General features: G+C 59.7%; 17 protein-coding genes. 11 read left to right on the plus strand and 6 right to left on the minus strand.

Going from position 1 to position 15,178, the window contains the following annotated elements; translation table 11 throughout:
* The first annotated feature begins 19 nt into the window (after nt 1–19).
* From atuD to K3819_RS20420, 5 genes are all read left to right on the plus strand, one after another.
* Nucleotides 20–1,177: a citronellyl-CoA dehydrogenase gene (gene atuD, locus K3819_RS20400; protein WP_007908685.1), complete on the plus strand. Its 1,158-nt coding sequence runs from the start codon at nt 20–22 to the stop codon at nt 1,175–1,177.
* Nucleotides 1,174–1,971: an enoyl-CoA hydratase/isomerase family protein gene (locus tag K3819_RS20405; protein WP_221397845.1), complete on the plus strand. Its 798-nt coding sequence runs from the start codon at nt 1,174–1,176 to the stop codon at nt 1,969–1,971. The genes atuD and K3819_RS20405 overlap by 4 nt, the downstream gene beginning before the upstream one ends.
* A 116-nt stretch (nt 1,972–2,087) precedes the next feature.
* A complete protein-coding gene (locus tag K3819_RS20410; protein WP_221397846.1) occupies nt 2,088–4,049 on the plus strand; it encodes an acetyl/propionyl/methylcrotonyl-CoA carboxylase subunit alpha in 1,962 nt (653 codons plus the stop codon).
* A 69-nt stretch (nt 4,050–4,118) separates the two neighbouring features.
* The gene (locus K3819_RS20415) at nt 4,119–4,661 is read left to right on the plus strand and encodes an exonuclease domain-containing protein (protein WP_039770400.1); all 543 of its coding nucleotides are present in this window, start codon (nt 4,119–4,121) and stop codon (nt 4,659–4,661) included.
* Nucleotides 4,662–4,743: 82 nt separating this feature from the next.
* On the plus strand, nt 4,744–5,028 hold the full coding sequence (locus K3819_RS20420) for a pyrimidine/purine nucleoside phosphorylase (RefSeq protein ID WP_007940055.1): 285 nt from the start codon (nt 4,744–4,746) through the stop codon (nt 5,026–5,028).
* A 70-nt stretch (nt 5,029–5,098) separates the two neighbouring features.
* On the opposite strand, the gene K3819_RS20425 is transcribed toward K3819_RS20420, so the two are convergent.
* Nucleotides 5,099–5,905 carry an MOSC domain-containing protein gene (locus tag K3819_RS20425; protein WP_221397847.1) on the minus strand — a complete coding sequence of 269 codons (807 nt, stop codon included), beginning with the start codon at nt 5,903–5,905 and terminating at the stop codon, nt 5,099–5,101.
* A 90-nt stretch (nt 5,906–5,995) separates the two neighbouring features.
* Entirely contained in the window at nt 5,996–6,931 is a 936-nt protein-coding gene (locus tag K3819_RS20430; RefSeq protein ID WP_003226705.1) for a chemotaxis protein CheV, read from the minus strand.
* 453 nt (nt 6,932–7,384) lie between these two features.
* Between K3819_RS20430 and K3819_RS20435 the strand changes: the two genes are divergently transcribed.
* The 3 genes from K3819_RS20435 to K3819_RS20445 all read left to right on the plus strand — a co-directional run bounded on the left by K3819_RS20435 (nt 7,385) and on the right by K3819_RS20445 (nt 9,884).
* Entirely contained in the window at nt 7,385–7,855 is a 471-nt protein-coding gene (locus K3819_RS20435; RefSeq protein ID WP_085612230.1) for a hypothetical protein, read from the plus strand.
* Between the two features lie 479 nt (nt 7,856–8,334).
* On the plus strand, nt 8,335–9,228 hold the full coding sequence (locus K3819_RS20440) for a sensor histidine kinase (RefSeq protein ID WP_085612229.1): 894 nt from the start codon (nt 8,335–8,337) through the stop codon (nt 9,226–9,228).
* The gene (locus K3819_RS20445; protein WP_064598266.1) at nt 9,225–9,884 is read left to right on the plus strand and encodes a response regulator transcription factor; all 660 of its coding nucleotides are present in this window, start codon (nt 9,225–9,227) and stop codon (nt 9,882–9,884) included. Before K3819_RS20440 ends, K3819_RS20445 begins: the two co-directional genes overlap by 4 nt.
* On the opposite strand, the gene yegS is transcribed toward K3819_RS20445, so the two are convergent.
* On the minus strand, nt 9,868–10,785 hold the full coding sequence (gene yegS / locus K3819_RS20450) for a lipid kinase YegS (protein WP_221397848.1): 918 nt from the start codon (nt 10,783–10,785) through the stop codon (nt 9,868–9,870). The two genes, K3819_RS20445 and yegS, sit on opposite strands and share 17 nt — an antisense overlap.
* A 314-nt stretch (nt 10,786–11,099) precedes the next feature.
* Between yegS and K3819_RS20455 the strand changes: the two genes are divergently transcribed.
* On the plus strand, nt 11,100–11,408 hold the full coding sequence (locus tag K3819_RS20455; protein ID WP_172829499.1) for a hypothetical protein: 309 nt from the start codon (nt 11,100–11,102) through the stop codon (nt 11,406–11,408).
* Nucleotides 11,409–11,464: 56 nt separating this feature from the next.
* Here K3819_RS20455 and glp read toward each other — a convergent pair whose 3' ends face one another.
* Nucleotides 11,465–12,691, minus strand: coding sequence for a gephyrin-like molybdotransferase Glp (glp, locus tag K3819_RS20460; protein WP_221397849.1), 1,227 nt, complete (start codon nt 12,689–12,691; stop codon nt 11,465–11,467).
* Nucleotides 12,675–13,214 (minus strand): molybdenum cofactor biosynthesis protein B, encoded by a 540-nt coding sequence (gene moaB, locus K3819_RS20465; protein ID WP_085612227.1) that lies wholly within the window; start codon nt 13,212–13,214, stop codon nt 12,675–12,677. Before moaB ends, glp begins: the two co-directional genes overlap by 17 nt.
* A gap of 81 nt (nt 13,215–13,295) precedes the next feature.
* Here moaB and mobA point away from each other — a divergent pair, with 81 nt between their 5' ends.
* Nucleotides 13,296–13,898: a molybdenum cofactor guanylyltransferase MobA gene (mobA, locus tag K3819_RS20470; RefSeq protein ID WP_210709591.1), complete on the plus strand. Its 603-nt coding sequence runs from the start codon at nt 13,296–13,298 to the stop codon at nt 13,896–13,898.
* 78 nt (nt 13,899–13,976) lie between these two features.
* Nucleotides 13,977–14,198 (plus strand): YgdI/YgdR family lipoprotein, encoded by a 222-nt coding sequence (locus tag K3819_RS20475; RefSeq protein WP_039770418.1) that lies wholly within the window; start codon nt 13,977–13,979, stop codon nt 14,196–14,198.
* An 82-nt stretch (nt 14,199–14,280) separates the two neighbouring features.
* On the opposite strand, the gene K3819_RS20480 is transcribed toward K3819_RS20475, so the two are convergent.
* Nucleotides 14,281–15,174 carry a pseudouridine synthase gene (locus K3819_RS20480; RefSeq protein WP_221397850.1) on the minus strand — a complete coding sequence of 298 codons (894 nt, stop codon included), beginning with the start codon at nt 15,172–15,174 and terminating at the stop codon, nt 14,281–14,283.
* Nucleotides 15,175–15,178: the final 4 nt, after the last annotated feature.

The raw sequence follows: 15,178 nt of genomic DNA on the forward strand, positions 1-15,178 counted from the left end.
TTAAAGGAGAACAATAAAAATGATCTTCACCCCGGAACACGAAGCACTGCGCCGTACCGTCCGCCAGTTCGTCGAGCACGAGATCAACCCCCACGTCGATGAATGGGAAAAGGCCGGGCGCTTTCCGATCCACGAGATTTTCCGCAAGGCCGGCGACCTCGGTCTGCTGGGGATTTCCAAACCGGAAAAATTCGGCGGCATGGGCCTGGATTACAGCTATTCGATCGTCGCGGCCGAAGAGTTCGGCACCATCCATTGCGGCGGCATCCCGATGTCGATTGGCGTGCAGACCGACATGTGCACCCCCGCCCTCGCCCGTTTCGGTTCCGATGAGTTGCGCGAAGAATTCCTGCGTCCGGCGATCACCGGCGAGCAGGTCGGCTGCATCGGCGTCTCGGAAGTCGGCGCCGGCTCCGATGTCGCCGGGCTCAAGACCACAGCGCGCAAGGATGGCGACGACTATGTGATCAACGGCAGCAAAATGTGGATCACCAACTCGCCGAGCGCCGACTTCATCTGCCTGCTGGCCAACACCTCGGACGACAAGCCGCATATCAACAAATCGCTGATCATGGTGCCGATGAACACACCGGGCATCAGCCTCAGTTCGCATTTGGACAAGCTCGGCATGCGCAGTTCGGAAACCGCCCAGGTGTTTTTCGACAACGTGCGCGTGCCCCAGCGCAATCGCATCGGCCATGAAGGCGCCGGGTTCATGATGCAGATGCTGCAGTTCCAGGAGGAACGTCTGTTCGGCGCGGCCAACATGATCAAGGGCCTGGAATACTGCGTCGACAGCACCATCGAGTACTGCAAGGAACGCAAAACCTTCGGCAATGCGCTGATCGACAATCAGGTGATCCACTTCCGCCTCGCCGAACTACAGACCGAAATCGAATGCCTGCGGGCGCTGGTCTATCAGGCCACCGAGCAATACGTGAAAGGCCAGGACGTCACCCGACTGGCCTCGATGGCCAAGCTCAAGGCCGGGCGCCTCGGTCGTGAAGTCAGCGACAGTTGCCTGCAATATTGGGGTGGCATGGGCTTCATGTGGGACAACCCGGTAGCCCGCGCCTACCGCGACGTGCGGCTGGTGTCGATTGGCGGCGGCGCCGACGAAATCATGCTGGGGATCATCTGCAAACTGATGGGCATCCTGCCGGGGAAAAAGAAATGAGCGCCCTGCCCGATTGCCAGACGCTGCTGCTGGAGCGGCACAACGGCGTGTTGCACATCACCCTCAATCGCCCGGACAGCCGCAACGCCATGAGCCTGCAAATGGTCGCCGAGTTGCGCGCCGTGCTGGCCAGCGTGTGCGATGACCGCAGCGTCCGCGCACTGGTGCTCAACGGTGCCGGCGGGCATTTCTGCGCCGGCGGCGACATCAAGGACATGGCCAACGCCCGCGCTCAGGGCAGTGATGCCTATCGCGACCTGAACCGAGCGTTCGGGTCGTTGCTGGAAGAAGCGCAGCACGCACCGCAAGTGCTGATCACCGTGCTGCAAGGCGCAGTGCTCGGGGGTGGCTTCGGGCTGGCCTGTGTCAGCGATATCGCGATAGCCGATCACCAGGCGCAATTCGGTTTGCCGGAAACCAGCCTCGGCCTGCTGCCGGCGCAGATCGCGCCGTTTGTGGTGCAGCGCATCGGCCTGACCGAGACCCGACGCCTGGCCCTGACCGCCGCCCGTTTCGACGGCCATCAGGCCCGGCGTCTGGGGCTGGTGCATTTTGTCGAGCAGGACCCGCAGGCGCTCGCCGAGCGGCTGGATGAAGTGCTCGATCATGTCTTGTGTTGCGCCCCGGAAGCGAATGCCGTGACGAAAAAACTGCTGCTGGCCAGCGCCGGCCAACCGTCGAGTGAATTGCTGGACGAAGCCGCGCAGTGGTTCAACGCCGCGGTGACCGGTGCCGAAGGCATCGAAGGCACGATGGCGTTTGTGCAAAAGCGCAAACCGAGGTGGGCCCCTTAAAAACATCGCGGGCAAGCCCGCTCCCACAGTTTTTGTGAGCAACACTGAATCCTGTGGGAGCGAACCTGCTCGCGATGAGGCCCTTCATTCCATCGCCAACATTCAGGAAAACCACCATGCCCGCCCTCCACAAAATCCTGATCGCCAACCGCGGTGAAATCGCCTGCCGCATCCAGCGCACCGCCCAGGCCCTCGGTTATCGCACCGTCGCCGTTTTCAGCGATGCCGACGCTGACGCACTGCATGTCCAAATGGCGGACGAGGCCGTGAACATCGGTCCGGCACCCGTGCAACAGTCCTACCTGAACATCCCGGCCATTCTCGACGCCGCCCGCCGCAGCGGCGCCGACGCCATCCATCCGGGCTACGGTTTTCTCTCGGAAAATGCCGATTTCGCCCGCGCCTGCAAACAGGCCGGCCTGACCTTCATCGGCCCCAGCGTCGAAGCCATCGAACTGATGGGCAGCAAACGCCAATCGAAAATCGCCATGCTCGCCGCCGGCGTCCCCTGCATCGCCGGCTATCAAGGCGCCGAGCAGGACGATGCGGCCCTGACTCGAGAAGCCGAGCGCATCGGTTACCCGCTGATGATCAAGGCCAGCGCCGGCGGTGGCGGGCGCGGCATGCGTCTGGTGCACAGCGCCGAGGAACTGCCGGCGCAATTGCGCACGGCGCGCTCCGAAGCCTTGAACGGTTTCGGCAGTGATGAACTGATCCTCGAACAGGCGTTGATCGAGCCGCGCCATGTCGAGGTGCAGCTATTCGGCGACCATCACGGCAACCTGATCTACCTCGGCGAGCGCGACTGTTCGATACAGCGTCGCCACCAGAAAGTCATCGAAGAAGCGCCGTGCCCGGTGATGACCGCAGAACTGCGCCAGGCGATGGGCGAAGCGGCACTCAAGGCAGGGCGTGCGGTGAACTACGTGGGTGCCGGCACCGTGGAATTTCTCCTCGACGCCAGCGGCCAGTTCTACTTTCTGGAGATGAACACCCGGTTGCAGGTCGAGCACCCGGTGACGGAGTTGATTACCGGGCTGGACCTGGTGGCGTGGCAACTGTCGGTCGCCGAGGGCCAACCGCTGCCGCTGACCCAGGCGCAGGTGAAACTCGATGGCCACGCGATGGAAGTGCGTCTCTACGCCGAAGATCCGGCCCAGGGTTTTCTGCCGCAGACCGGGCGTGTCGAAGCCTGGGCGCCGGCACTGGATCGCGGCGCGCGGATTGATCACGGGCTGATCGAAGGGCAGTCGATCTCACCGTTTTACGACCCGATGCTCGGCAAACTGATTGCCCACGGCGCGACCCGCGAAGAGGCCAGGCGCAAACTGTTGTGTGCGGTGCAGGACAGCGTGTTGCTGGGCGTGCAGAGCAATCAGCGGTTGCTCGCCAGCCTGTTGCAGCATCCGCAGTTCATCAGCGGGGAGTTCGGCACTGGCTTCATCCCTCAACATTTCGCCGATCACGATTGCCTGCACGCCTATTCGCCCAGTGCCGAAGAGCTGGCCATCGCGGCGGTGCTGTTTTACCAATCCGCCGTGCAGCAACACCGCGCACCGCTGTCCGGATGGCGCAACAACGCCGGCGCGCCGTTGCTCTATCGAATCGGCCTCGACGCCCGCGACTGGAATGTGCAACTGCGTACCAGTCCGGACAAGGCGTTTGAAGTGCAGGTCGCCGAACGTGTCATCAAACTCACGCTGGTCGAGCACACCGCCGGGGCCGTGACACTGGAAATCGATGGCCTGCGCCAGCGCCATGCCTATCGCCTGCACAACGACCAGCTCTGGCTGTTCACCCACCCCGGCAGCCTGCATCTGGTGGACCGAACTCATGCGGTGATCGACAGTCAGACCAGCGTCAGTTCCGGCACGTTGAAAGCGCCGATGGATGGCGCCATCATCGATGTGCTCGTCAGCGAAGGCAGCCCGGTCAGCAAGGGCCAGCTGCTGGTGGTGCTGGAAGCGATGAAAATGGAGCACCCGCTCAAGGCCGGCATCGACGGCGTGCTCAAGCGGGTGCAGGTCAAGGTCGGCGATCAGGTAAAAAATCGTCAGGTTCTGTTGCAGGTCGAGTAGTCGCCGCGCGCATTCGCAAGGTTTGACTACGCTCTGAATAATCAGGACGCGGAAATCAGGAACCCTGCGATGCCCCATTGGCTGGTCATAGATCTGGAAGCCACCACCGATGAGGGTGGCTGGCCGGTTACGGAAATGGAGATCATCGAGATCGGCGCGACCCTGGTGGATCGCGCGGGTCGCGAGCAGGATCACTTTCAGCGCTTCGTCAAACCGACGCGGCGCCCCTTGTTGACGCCCTTTTGCCGCGAACTCACGCACATCACCCAGGCCAACATCGACGCGGCGCAGCCGTTGAGCGAGGTCTGGCCGGCCTTCGAGCGCTGGCTCGGTCAGCACCAGACGCGCCTTGAAGGCTGGGCCAGCTGGGGCGATTACGACCGCAAGCAATTGCTTCAGGAATGGCAGCGTCTGCAACTCGACAGCGCCCTGAGCCGGGTGCCGCACATGAACCTCAAACAGCGCTTTGCCAAGGCCCGGCGCCTCGAACGGCCTCTGGGCCTCAATGGCGCGTTGCAACTGGCGGGGATGCAATTCAGCGGTCAGCAGCATCGGGCGCTGGAAGATGCGCGCAATACCGCACGCCTGCTGCCACTGGTATTGCCGCTCTAGCACAGGTGACGGCATCGGAAGCCTTGTGCATACTGGCCGCCCCTTTTTGCCCCTTTTAAGCCCTTTTCGAGAGGAATCGCCCATGTTTAAAGTCAACGAGTACTTCGACGGCACCGTCAAGTCGATCGCTTTTGGCACTGCTGAAGGTCCTGCGACCATCGGCGTCATGGCCCCGGGCGAATACGAATTCGGCACCAGCCAGCGTGAAATCATGCACGTGGTTTCGGGCGCCTTGACCGTCAAACTGCCGGACAGCAGCGACTGGGAAACCTTCGCCGCCGGTAGCCAGTTCAACGTGCCCGCCAACAGCAAGTTCCAGCTGAAAGTCGCCGTCGACACCGCTTACCTGTGCGAATACCGCGGCTGAAACTCCGGTTTCCTGCTGCCATAAAAATGCCCGTGTCCAAGGACACGGGCATTTTTCGTTTCAGGGCGGGTTATTCGAGGACTTCCACCGGCATGCCAACTTCGAGTCGACCGTTGCTGTCGTTGACCAGGTTCTGGCCGAACATCGCACCGTCGGCCTGAGCACGGGTCTTCTGCAGGGTCGCCAAGGGTTCGCGGTCAGCGCTGCGCTCACCGGTCTGCGGATCGATCGTGGTGAGAATGCACCGCGAGCAGGACTTGACCACGCGGAACTCGACATCGCCGATACGAATCCGCTTCCAGCCATCCTCGGCGTAAGCATCACTGCCTTCGATCACCAGATTCGGCCGGAACCGCAGCATTTCCAAAGGTCGCCCGACTTCCTGCGACAGGTGTTGCAGCGAGGCCTCACCAATCAGCAACAGCGGGAAACCATCGGCGAATGCCACTTGGTCGTCGTCGTTGCCGTACCCGGCTTGGGTCGTCCGGGCGCGATCCAGCGGCACTTGCACCAGTCGGGTTGGCTTGCCGATGAAATCGCTGACCCAGCGGGCCGCCTCTTCACCGGCATCCGGCACACGCAGGGTGTCACGCCAGATGGTCACGCCACGCAGGTTGTCGTCGCTGCCGGGCAAGGCGACATCCATTGCCGAATGCCCCGGCGCGCTGAGCGTCAGCCCGCCGCTGGCATTCCACAACGCGGAGAGCTGGCTCATTTTCGCTTCGGCACGCTGGGTCAGGAACCGCCCGCTGGCCTCATCCACCAGCATCCAGCGTCGGTCACCCTCAAGCCCCAGTTTGTCCAGGCCGATCCCTTGCAGGACCTCACCCTTGGCGGATTTCAACGGGTAACGATAAAGCGCGCTCAGACGCAGCATGGCCAGCTCCCTGGTGGGTCAAAAACGCCACCCTATACGAGCTTTGTCAGCGAATCAAAGGCTGACGCAGGGTCAGCCTCGACCTGTAGATCAGGCCGGCACTTCGTCAAGCATCAGACGCTGGCGCACCACATCCACCAGTTTGTCCGGCTGGAACTTGGAGAGGAAATTGTCGCAGCCGACCTTTTTCACCATCGAGTCGTTGAAACTGCCGGACAGAGAAGTGTGCAACACCACGTACAGGCCACGCAGGCGCGGGTCGTTGCGGATTTCGGTGGTCAGGCGATAGCCGTCCATTTCCGGCATTTCGGCGTCGGTGAACACCATCAGCAGTTTGTCGGTCATGTTCACCCCGGTATCGGCCCAGGCCTTGAGCATGTTCAGGGCTTTCAGGCCGTCGCTGGCGATGTGCATCTTCACGCCCAACTGGCCGAGGGTGTCGCGCAATTGCGAGAGCGCCACGTTGGAGTCGTCCACCAGCAACACTTCGCGGCCACGGGCACGTTCCAGCACCGGGTCGTCCAGTTTGTCCCGGGAGACCTTGGCGTTGTACGGCACGATTTCGGCGAGGACTTTCTCGACGTCGATGATTTCCACCAGTTGATCGTCGACCTTGCTGATGGCAGTCAGGTAGTGCTGGCGACCGGCACTGGTCGGCGGCGGCAGAATGGCTTCCCAATTCATGTTGACGATGCGGTCCACGCCACCGACGAGGAACGCCTGCACCGAGCGGTTGTACTCGGTGACGATGATCGTGCTGTTCGGGCCCGGCACCAACGGTCGCATGCCGATCGCCTGGGACAGGTCGATCACCGGCAGCGTCTGGCCGCGCAGGTTGACCACACCGCAGACAAACGGGTGACGCTGGGGCATCAAAGTCAGCTTCGGCAATTGCAGGACTTCCTGCACCTTGAACACGTTGATCGCGAATAATTGGCGCCCGGCCAGTCGAAACATGAGAATTTCCAGGCGATTCTCACCCACCAGTTGCGTGCGTTGGTCTACCGTGTCGAGAATGCCGGCCATCAATGACTCCTGGGCTTGTTCTGATGAATTCACTATTGGGGGTTATCGGCTGAATCTGACGGATCTTGATCCCGTCCAAAATCACCAACAAAAATGCCATTGGCAGGCATTGATGTCACATTAACATCATGCTTTACTGGCCCGGTGAAATCATCTGCTACATTCTTCTCGGCGCGACCCCGATTTGCGCCACAGGTTCCCGTGCCTAAGGGAATCCCCTAGGAACAATCAGGCCCAACCTGATGTTCGCGATATCCAATAGCCATTAATGTGACGCCATTCTCATTGCATGAACGGAGTCAGGCTATTGTGTGCGATCGCAGTTCAGTGGAAACACATCCTCTTGAAACCCCAGGTCTGTGCCAATGCACACCGGGGCGCGGTCTCGCGACGGTTCATGATCGTCGACACACACGGCATTCCCTCATCAGACATGACGTGGTGGAGATAAGCATGCCGAACGACCGTAGTGACTGGGCGCAGCGCTTCCCCGAATTCCTTGTCGAGGCTGAAACGCTCCTGGCCAAGTCCGAAGAATGCCTAAGCCATCTGCAGCTGATCAGCAATGACAAGGACGCCATCGACTGCATGCTCAGCACCCTCCTCAAGCTGGCGAACAAGGCCGATGCCCTGGGGCTGGAGGCGGTATCCGAATTCTCCCTGCACCTGCATGGCTTGCTCAACCAGGTGCAGGGTCACGTGGATTTGCATGCACAGGCCCTGGAAGCACTGAAGGATTGCTTCACCCTGATGGCCTGGCAACTGGAACTGATCGACCCAAGCACCGGCCAATTGGGCCTGGATGAAAGCGAACAGGTGACGCTGATCGAAGCCTTTGCCTGCCAGGTGGGGCAGACTCACTTCCAATTGCCGCTCAATGGCAAGCCGATGTCCCTCGTAACCTGGTCGGAGCGCCAAGCGTAATCGGGCATACCGTGGGCTGTTCGGGCCCGTCATTTCTCACAGACGAAAGTCGCAATTGAATAGTTCATGCCTGCCTGCGACATCCTCCAATAAATAATTACGCTTGATGAATGCTGGCTGCCTTCTGCTGATGTCAGGGTTTTCCTGTGCAAAAGTAACTTGCTGCCGCATCGATAATATCGAGTCGGATATTTCAACTTTTCCATTATGGAACTCTCGTCCAACATGGCCTGTTTCCTGACTCTTTGGACATATAGGCAAACGCGACCAACGGTATGTTAAGTGGTATTATGCAGCCCGTTAGTTGCTTCAATTAATGGCATTGTGACTTCAATGATGGGTTGCCACCGAAGTTGGCGCTCAATTATCGATCACTGAACCGTTTTGAAATCAACAACCTGAGCAAACGTTTTCCAGACAGAGACCGCCAGCCCTTCTGACGGTCTGCCCGCAGCGAACATCCATTGGCTCCATCCGCTATGTACGCCAGCCTCAAGTCGATCACCACATGGCCTCCCTCCCGAGAAAATGCCCGCAGGTTCACACTCCTGCTGTGCACGGTTTCAGCCTTGGGCAGTCTGTTGAGCTATGGCGTCTCCGCGCCGCTGTCACTCGGCCTGTTGCTGATCAACGTGGCGGCTGCCGGCTGCGTCTGGACACAACATCGCCTGTCGCGCAAATCCATCAAATTCCAGCCTCAGGAACTGGCCGACCGTTTGCTGGAAGTCCAGGAAAACGAGCGCCATCGCCTGAGCCGCGAACTGCATGACGATATCGGCCAGTTGCTGACCGCCGCCAAGCTGCAAAGCGAATGGCTCAAGCGTCGCTTGCCCGCGGATATGCAGGAACACTGTTCGGTACTTTGCGAGACGCTGGAAGAAACCCTCAACAAGGTGCGCGACGTTTCGGCCATTCTCAACCCGCGGCAACTGACCAGCCTGGGTCTGGAAGCGAGCCTGCGTGCACACCTGGTCAAGGTATTGGCCAATACTTCGGTGCACTGGAGTCTGGACTGCCAGCAGCGCCTGAATGGAATCCCCGAAGAGATGGCCGTCGCAGCCTTTCGCATCACTCAGGAAGCCGTGACCAACATCCTTCGTCACGCACAGGCCAAAAACCTGCTGATTCGCGTGCAACGCCTGCCACAGGGCTTGACCCTGCTTATCAGCGATGATGGCCTGGGCTTTTCCCCGGCGGCGAATCCCGGCCGCGAAGGACAGCGGGGCATGGCCGGGATGGCCGAGCGCATTGAGCAACTGGGCGGCACACTCAATGTGACCAGCGAGCCGGGCAAAGGCACTCAAATCGAAGCACTATTCCCCTGGGCGCCCCGGGCACTCGAGCGGGCCAGTACGAATAAGGTTATGCGTTGACTTGTAACTTACTTCTGGTGGATGACCACTCGCTGATCAGGGCCGGCGTGCGTGCCCTGGTGCTGGATATTCCCGGCTATGCAGTCATCGGCGAGGCCAATGATGGCTCGCAGCTGCTCGAGATGGTCGAGCTGCTGTCCCCCGATATCGTATTGCTGGACATTTCCATGAAAGAAACCGGCGGCCTGGAAGCCCTGCAGCGACTCAAACGAGTGCGTCCGCACGCCAAAGTGCTGATTCTTTCGATGCACACCGACCCCGCGCTGATCATGCAGGCGCTGGAGTCCGGTGCTCACGGTTATCTGCTCAAGGACACCACGGCCACCGAACTCGAACATGCGCTCGAAGCTCTGCGCAACAACGAGCGCTACTTGAGCCCCGCCATCGCCCATACCGTGATCAATCAGGCGCTGACCCGCAATCTGAAACAGCAGCCGGAAGTCGCCGAGTCGCACAACCTGACCGCACGCCAGCTGGAAATCCTGCGCCTGATCGTGCGTGGCAAGTCCACACGGGAAATCGCCAACGGCCTGGGCCTGAGCATCAAAACAGTCGAAACCCACCGCTCGCAGATCATGAAGCGCCTGCAGATCTACGATGTGGCAGGCCTGGTGCTGTTTGCCGTGCGGGAGCAGATCATCAGTCTGGACGACTGAGCCGACGAGTTGCACTCAACAGCGGCGAGCCCTTCGGCAAATGCACACGCAACGCCCCGGGGCGCGCCGCAAACCGCAAACTTTCGCCCTCCAGGGGCTCGCCGTCGAGATTGATGTAAAGCCCTTCGGCGACCTTGATTTCAACCCATGGCAAACGGGCGCGCACAAACATGTTGTCAATGCCGAAGCCGTCGCTGAGCAGATTTTTCAGGGTGCCAACCAACTCCTGCGGCGCCGGCAGGATGCTGATATCCAAGAGACCATCGTCCACCAGCGCTTCGGGGCACAACACGTGTCCGCCGCCGGCCTGACGGCCATTGCCGATCCCGAGGGCCAGCAACTCGCCCTGCCAATGGAAATCCGGCCCCTGCAACTCACCGTACGCGGCATGCAGTTCACTGAACCGCGTCAAACCGGTGAACAGATAAGCTGCGCCACCCAATACCTTTTTCAGATCTTCCGACGTGTTGGCCGTTACCTGGCTGCCGAATCCTCCGGTCGCCATGTTCAGAAAAATCTGCCCACCGACTTCGCCCAGATCGATGTCGTGGGCGGGCGCTTCAAGCATCTCAAGCGCCTCGGCCGGCTCCATCGGAATACCTGCCGCGTGGGAAAAGTCGTTGGCAGTTCCCAGCGGTAAAAGCACCAGACTGGCTTTGCCTGGCTGCGCCGCCAGCGCTTCGGCGATATCACGCAGGGTGCCATCCCCACCGCCGGCGATGATCTGGCGGTATCCCGCCGCCAGCGCCTCCTCCACCAACCGCTGCGCATCGCCGGCCTCCCAGGTCAGACGTACAGCCAGCTCCCAGCCTTGCTCTCGCTTGTTCTCGACAGCGGCACGAACCGCCTCGTTGAGTGCCTGCTTGCCATGCAGAATCAACAATGCCTTGCGTTCACTCATTGCGGTCACTCCCGGAATCAAATTGGTACGCGACATCTTGACCCTCAAGATCGATAAAAAAGTCGTACTTCTTCTGATTAATTCGTGAAGCTCGCCCTCCTTGTCCTACATACCGGTACTTTTTCGTACAGAACGTAAGGAATCGGCTCAATTGACCCGGCCCGGCCATTGGTACAACGTGTGTCGGCGTTAGCGATCTTCAATTCAATTACACAAGGATGTGCATGTAATGAGTGGAAACAATTTCAGGACTTTCGATATTTTGCATTTCGGCATTTGCCAAGAGACCCCCACTGCAGCAGGTGGACGTTTCCATGCAAAGCCATGAAGCAGGACTAGCCGTGAGTCCGGTTGCCTCTCTCTCCGAAAGTCGCGCCAGCCTCAAAGACGAATTCAAATGCAGCGCCAGAAATACCGGAGAAAACAATATGGAACCGCGTATCACCGAGCTGGAAACTCACCTCAAGTACATTCGACGCGACATGGACGAAGTCAGAGGAGACGTCAAAGCCATCAAGCACCGCCTTGCCTACTCGGCAGGTGCGACAGCGATGGTGCTCGGACTGGTGGGCTGGATTGCCAATAGCCGGTTCGACCAGCTCGTTGCACTGATCAGTCGTTGACTGGCAGAAAGGCAGGCATCGTGTAACCACTGTGCCTGCGTTTCAAATTCCTGCGATCAACCGAGAAGCTCGCTGAGTGGAATGAATGGCACCAGGTCTCCTTCGGCCAGGACTCCTCCCTCCCGTACCTCCACCAGCCCCTCGGCCCAGGCAGCGCTGCGCAGAACGCCCGAACTCTGGTTACGGTAGATAATCGCTTGCCCCTGCTCCAGGCGCCCTCGCAGAAATTCACGGCGGTTACCGGCATGGGGCCAGACAAATCCTGCGGGTACCGAAAACTTCAGCGGCTCGACATCCTGCACGCCCTGGCGACGTAACAGATAGGGTCGGGTCAACAAGGCGAAAGTCACCAGTGTCGAGGCAGGATTACCCGGCAATCCAATCACCGGGACACCGCGAAAATGCCCGACCGTCAATGGCTTGCCAGGTTTGATTGCCAGCTTCCAGAGTGTCAGCTCGCCTTCTTCCCTCAATGCGATTCCGAGGAAATCCGCCTCTCCGACCGATACCCCACCGGTCGACAGAATCAGGTCTACATCCTGGAGCTCCCCGAGTTTCGCACGGGTAGTGGGCAGGTCATCAGGCAGAATACCGGCATCAACGACTTCACATCCCAGGCGCTGCAACCAGCTGCACAACAGCACCCGGTTGCTGTTGTAGATCTGTCCCGGCCCCAACGTCGTGCCCGGCTCGACCAACTCGTCTCCGGTGGACAAAACCGCCACACGAACCTGTCGAACGACCTCAAGCCCTGCACAACCCAGCGAGGCAGCCAGCCCCAGCTCGATCGGACCGAGCCGAGTTCCTGCGGACAAGACCAATTCACCGACGGTCGTTTCCTGGCCTTGTGGACGAATGTTCTGCCCGGCCACCATCGTTTCGATGAAACTCACGCGCTCATCGGCATGAATCTCGACGTTTTCCTGCATCTCGACACAGTCGGCCCCCGCAGGCACCGGCGCGCCGGTAAAGATCCGGGCACAGGTGCCCGGTTTCAAAGGTTCCGGTGCCTGACCGGCGAAAATCTTCTGACTGACCGGCAACGGCTCGCCGGTCCAGTCGTCCAGATTCAAGGCATATCCGTCCATGGCGCTGTTCGGCCATGGCGGCAGATCCAGCGTCGAAATCAGATCCTGCGCCAGCACCCGCCCGTGAATCTGCGCCAGTGGCAAAGACTCGCACTCGACAATCCGCGAGGTTTCGGCCATTTCCAGCAAACGCACCAATGCCTCTTCAACAGGCATGAGGCTGCCGGTCTTGCCCGGCTTACCCACGGGATTCACAAGGCGCTGCCTTTTTCAAATGAGTAACGAAATTGCAAGGGCGGTGACGTGAGTCCAGTTGCTCGGCCAGGATGCCATCCCAACCGGTGCGCACTGCATTGGTCGAACCTGGCAGGCAGCAGACCAGCGTGCCATTGGCCAATCCCGCCAGAGCTCGGGATTGCACGGTGGAGGTGCCGATGTCAGCCACCGATATCTGGCGAAACAGCTCACCAAAACCATCGACCTGTTTGTCCAGCAGGCAGGCAACGGCTTCTGGTGTACTGTCGCGACCGGTAAAACCGGTACCACCGGTAATCAGCACGACTTGCACGACGTCTTCGGCAATCCAGTGGGCGACTTGCGCACGGATCTTGTACAGGTCATCTTTGAGCAGCACTCGCTGCGCCAGATGGTGGCCGGCGGCCGTCAGACGGTCGACGAAGACCTGGCCGGAAGTATCGGTTTCCAGGGTTCGGGTGTCGCTGACCGTCAGTACCGCGATATTGAGCGGCACGAAAGGTACATCAGCCTTGGCTTTCATAGGCTCGTCCAGTTGTAGGAGAAACAGCCCGGTGTTATATCACAGCGCCCCCTTTTTTCGCCGCCCCTGCGGAGAGTTGCCATGACCTCGAACACGCCATTACCACCTTGCTCCATTCTGTTACTGGCAGGTGGGCGCGGCCAGCGCATGGGCGGCAAGGACAAGGGGCTCGTGGAATGGCACGGTGAACCGTTGATCGCGCATCTTCATCGTAAAGTTCGGTCGTTGACCGATGATCTGATCATCTCCTGCAACCGCAATCGTGAACGCTATGCGCCATTTGCCGACCAGTTGGTAGGCGATGACGAGGAAGATTTTCCCGGTCCGTTGGCCGGCATTCGTGCCGGCTTGAAAGCCGCGCGCCATACCCACCTGCTGGTACTGCCCTGCGATGTCCCGCGCATCGACCTAGCGTTGCTGCACAGCATGCGTGAAGCGGCCAATCTGAATTCTGAAAAACCTTTAATGTTGCGCCATGACGATCACTGGGAACCGCTGCTTTGCGTAATCCCCGTGGCACTCCTGCCCGCCTTCGAAAACGCCTGGAACGCTGGAGAACGCAGCCCCGGCCGGGTCATGCGCAATCTTGATGCCCAGGCCCTGGTTTGCCCTGACAACGACCCACGCCTGGCCAATCTCAACACCCCTGAACTGTTGAGTTCGCACAACACTGTGTCAGACTGACAGCACTCAAGGAACTTGCACGCCTTGTATACGTCTCAAGCTCAGTAACCAAAAGAATTTCCCTTCGGAGACACACTCATGACTCAACGGACCCTCGCCACTTTCATGCTCGCACTGGGCCTCGCCACCCTCGCCGGTTGCGCCTCGCCAACAGTGATCACCTTGAATGACGGTCGCGAAATCCAGGCTGTCGACGCCCCTAAATATGATGAAGATTCGGGCTTCTACGAGTTCGAACAACTGGACGGCAAGCACACTCGCATCAACAAGGATCAGGTTCGTACTGTCAAAGAGCTTTAATTCTTCAGTTCGACACCCGATACAGAAAAGCCCGCAATATGCGGGCTTTTTCGTGTCTGACCGAAAACAATCGATAGCGGGATCACCAGTCCAGCGTGATGCGGCTCTCGAACTCGCGGGGCTGCCCCATAACCGGATCAATGAATCGCAGGCCTTGCGCCAGAAGTTTCAGCGGATTGGCGTAGTCATCCTCAACGTCTTTGAGCACTTCGGGATAAAACGGATCATTGCAGATGCTCGCCCCCAGCGCCGTCATGTGTACTCGCAGCTGATGCTTCTTGCCGGTCACCGGATACAGGCCGTAGCGCCAGAGATCACCATTCCTTTCACGCACCTCCACCGCCGTTTCGGTGTTACTTGCACCCGCCCCCTCCTTCATGCGGAAGAAAGGTTCGCCATCGACGAGACGACTTTTGTGTACCAACGGAAAGTCCAGCCCAGGTAACGCGGCCGCAATGGCTTCATAGCGTTTTTCGATCTGCCGAGTCGGGAACAGTGACTGATACGCCGAACGCGTCTGTGGGTTGGCCGAAAAAATCACCAGCCCGGCCGTGTGCCGGTCAATCCGATGCAGCGGCACCAGATGGGGATTGTTCAGGCGCCGGATCAATCGGCGAAGCAGCGTATGTTCGACGTACTCGCCTGCCGGGGTCACCGGAAGGAAATGCGGCTTGTCGGCCACCACCAGATGATCGTCCGCATACAGAATCGACTCAACTACCGGAATCGGTTTTTCATCCGGCACTTCACGAAAGTAGTGAATGCGCAGCCCTTCCCTGTAGGGCAAATCCAGCGCGATCGGCCGCCCCTGACCATCCAGCACCCGGCCCCGGGCAATCCGATCCAGCCATTGATCGCGCCCGATGGCACTGAAATGCTCACACAGGCAGTCGAGCACTGTCCGCCAGTTGCCGGGGGGCAGATACAGCGTGCTGGCCTGATTCAGTGCGGCGGAAAACGTGGGTGTGCTGGACATACAG

The sequence above is a fragment of the Pseudomonas sp. 3-2 genome, from assembly GCF_019710535.1.
Lineage (GTDB): Bacteria > Pseudomonadota > Gammaproteobacteria > Pseudomonadales > Pseudomonadaceae > Aquipseudomonas > Aquipseudomonas pharyngis.

Coding starts and splice junctions, on each gene's coding strand:
- K3819_RS20430 (WP_003226705.1), bottom strand. CDS start 6,931: ATGGCCGGCATTCTCGACACGGTAGACCAACGCACGCAACTGGTGGGT.
- K3819_RS20480 (WP_221397850.1), bottom strand. CDS start 15,174: ATGTCCAGCACACCCACGTTTTCCGCCGCACTGAATCAGGCCAGCACG.
- mobA (WP_210709591.1), top strand. CDS start 13,296: ATGACCTCGAACACGCCATTACCACCTTGCTCCATTCTGTTACTGGCA.
- K3819_RS20440 (WP_085612229.1), top strand. CDS start 8,335: ATGTACGCCAGCCTCAAGTCGATCACCACATGGCCTCCCTCCCGAGAA.
- K3819_RS20455 (WP_172829499.1), top strand. CDS start 11,100: ATGCAAAGCCATGAAGCAGGACTAGCCGTGAGTCCGGTTGCCTCTCTC.
- K3819_RS20420 (WP_007940055.1), top strand. CDS start 4,744: ATGTTTAAAGTCAACGAGTACTTCGACGGCACCGTCAAGTCGATCGCT.
- moaB (WP_085612227.1), bottom strand. CDS start 13,214: ATGAAAGCCAAGGCTGATGTACCTTTCGTGCCGCTCAATATCGCGGTA.
- K3819_RS20475 (WP_039770418.1), top strand. CDS start 13,977: ATGACTCAACGGACCCTCGCCACTTTCATGCTCGCACTGGGCCTCGCC.
- K3819_RS20405 (WP_221397845.1), top strand. CDS start 1,174: ATGAGCGCCCTGCCCGATTGCCAGACGCTGCTGCTGGAGCGGCACAAC.
- K3819_RS20435 (WP_085612230.1), top strand. CDS start 7,385: ATGCCGAACGACCGTAGTGACTGGGCGCAGCGCTTCCCCGAATTCCTT.
- K3819_RS20415 (WP_039770400.1), top strand. CDS start 4,119: ATGCCCCATTGGCTGGTCATAGATCTGGAAGCCACCACCGATGAGGGT.
- atuD (WP_007908685.1), top strand. CDS start 20: ATGATCTTCACCCCGGAACACGAAGCACTGCGCCGTACCGTCCGCCAG.
- K3819_RS20425 (WP_221397847.1), bottom strand. CDS start 5,905: ATGCTGCGTCTGAGCGCGCTTTATCGTTACCCGTTGAAATCCGCCAAG.
- yegS (WP_221397848.1), bottom strand. CDS start 10,785: ATGAGTGAACGCAAGGCATTGTTGATTCTGCATGGCAAGCAGGCACTC.
- K3819_RS20410 (WP_221397846.1), top strand. CDS start 2,088: ATGCCCGCCCTCCACAAAATCCTGATCGCCAACCGCGGTGAAATCGCC.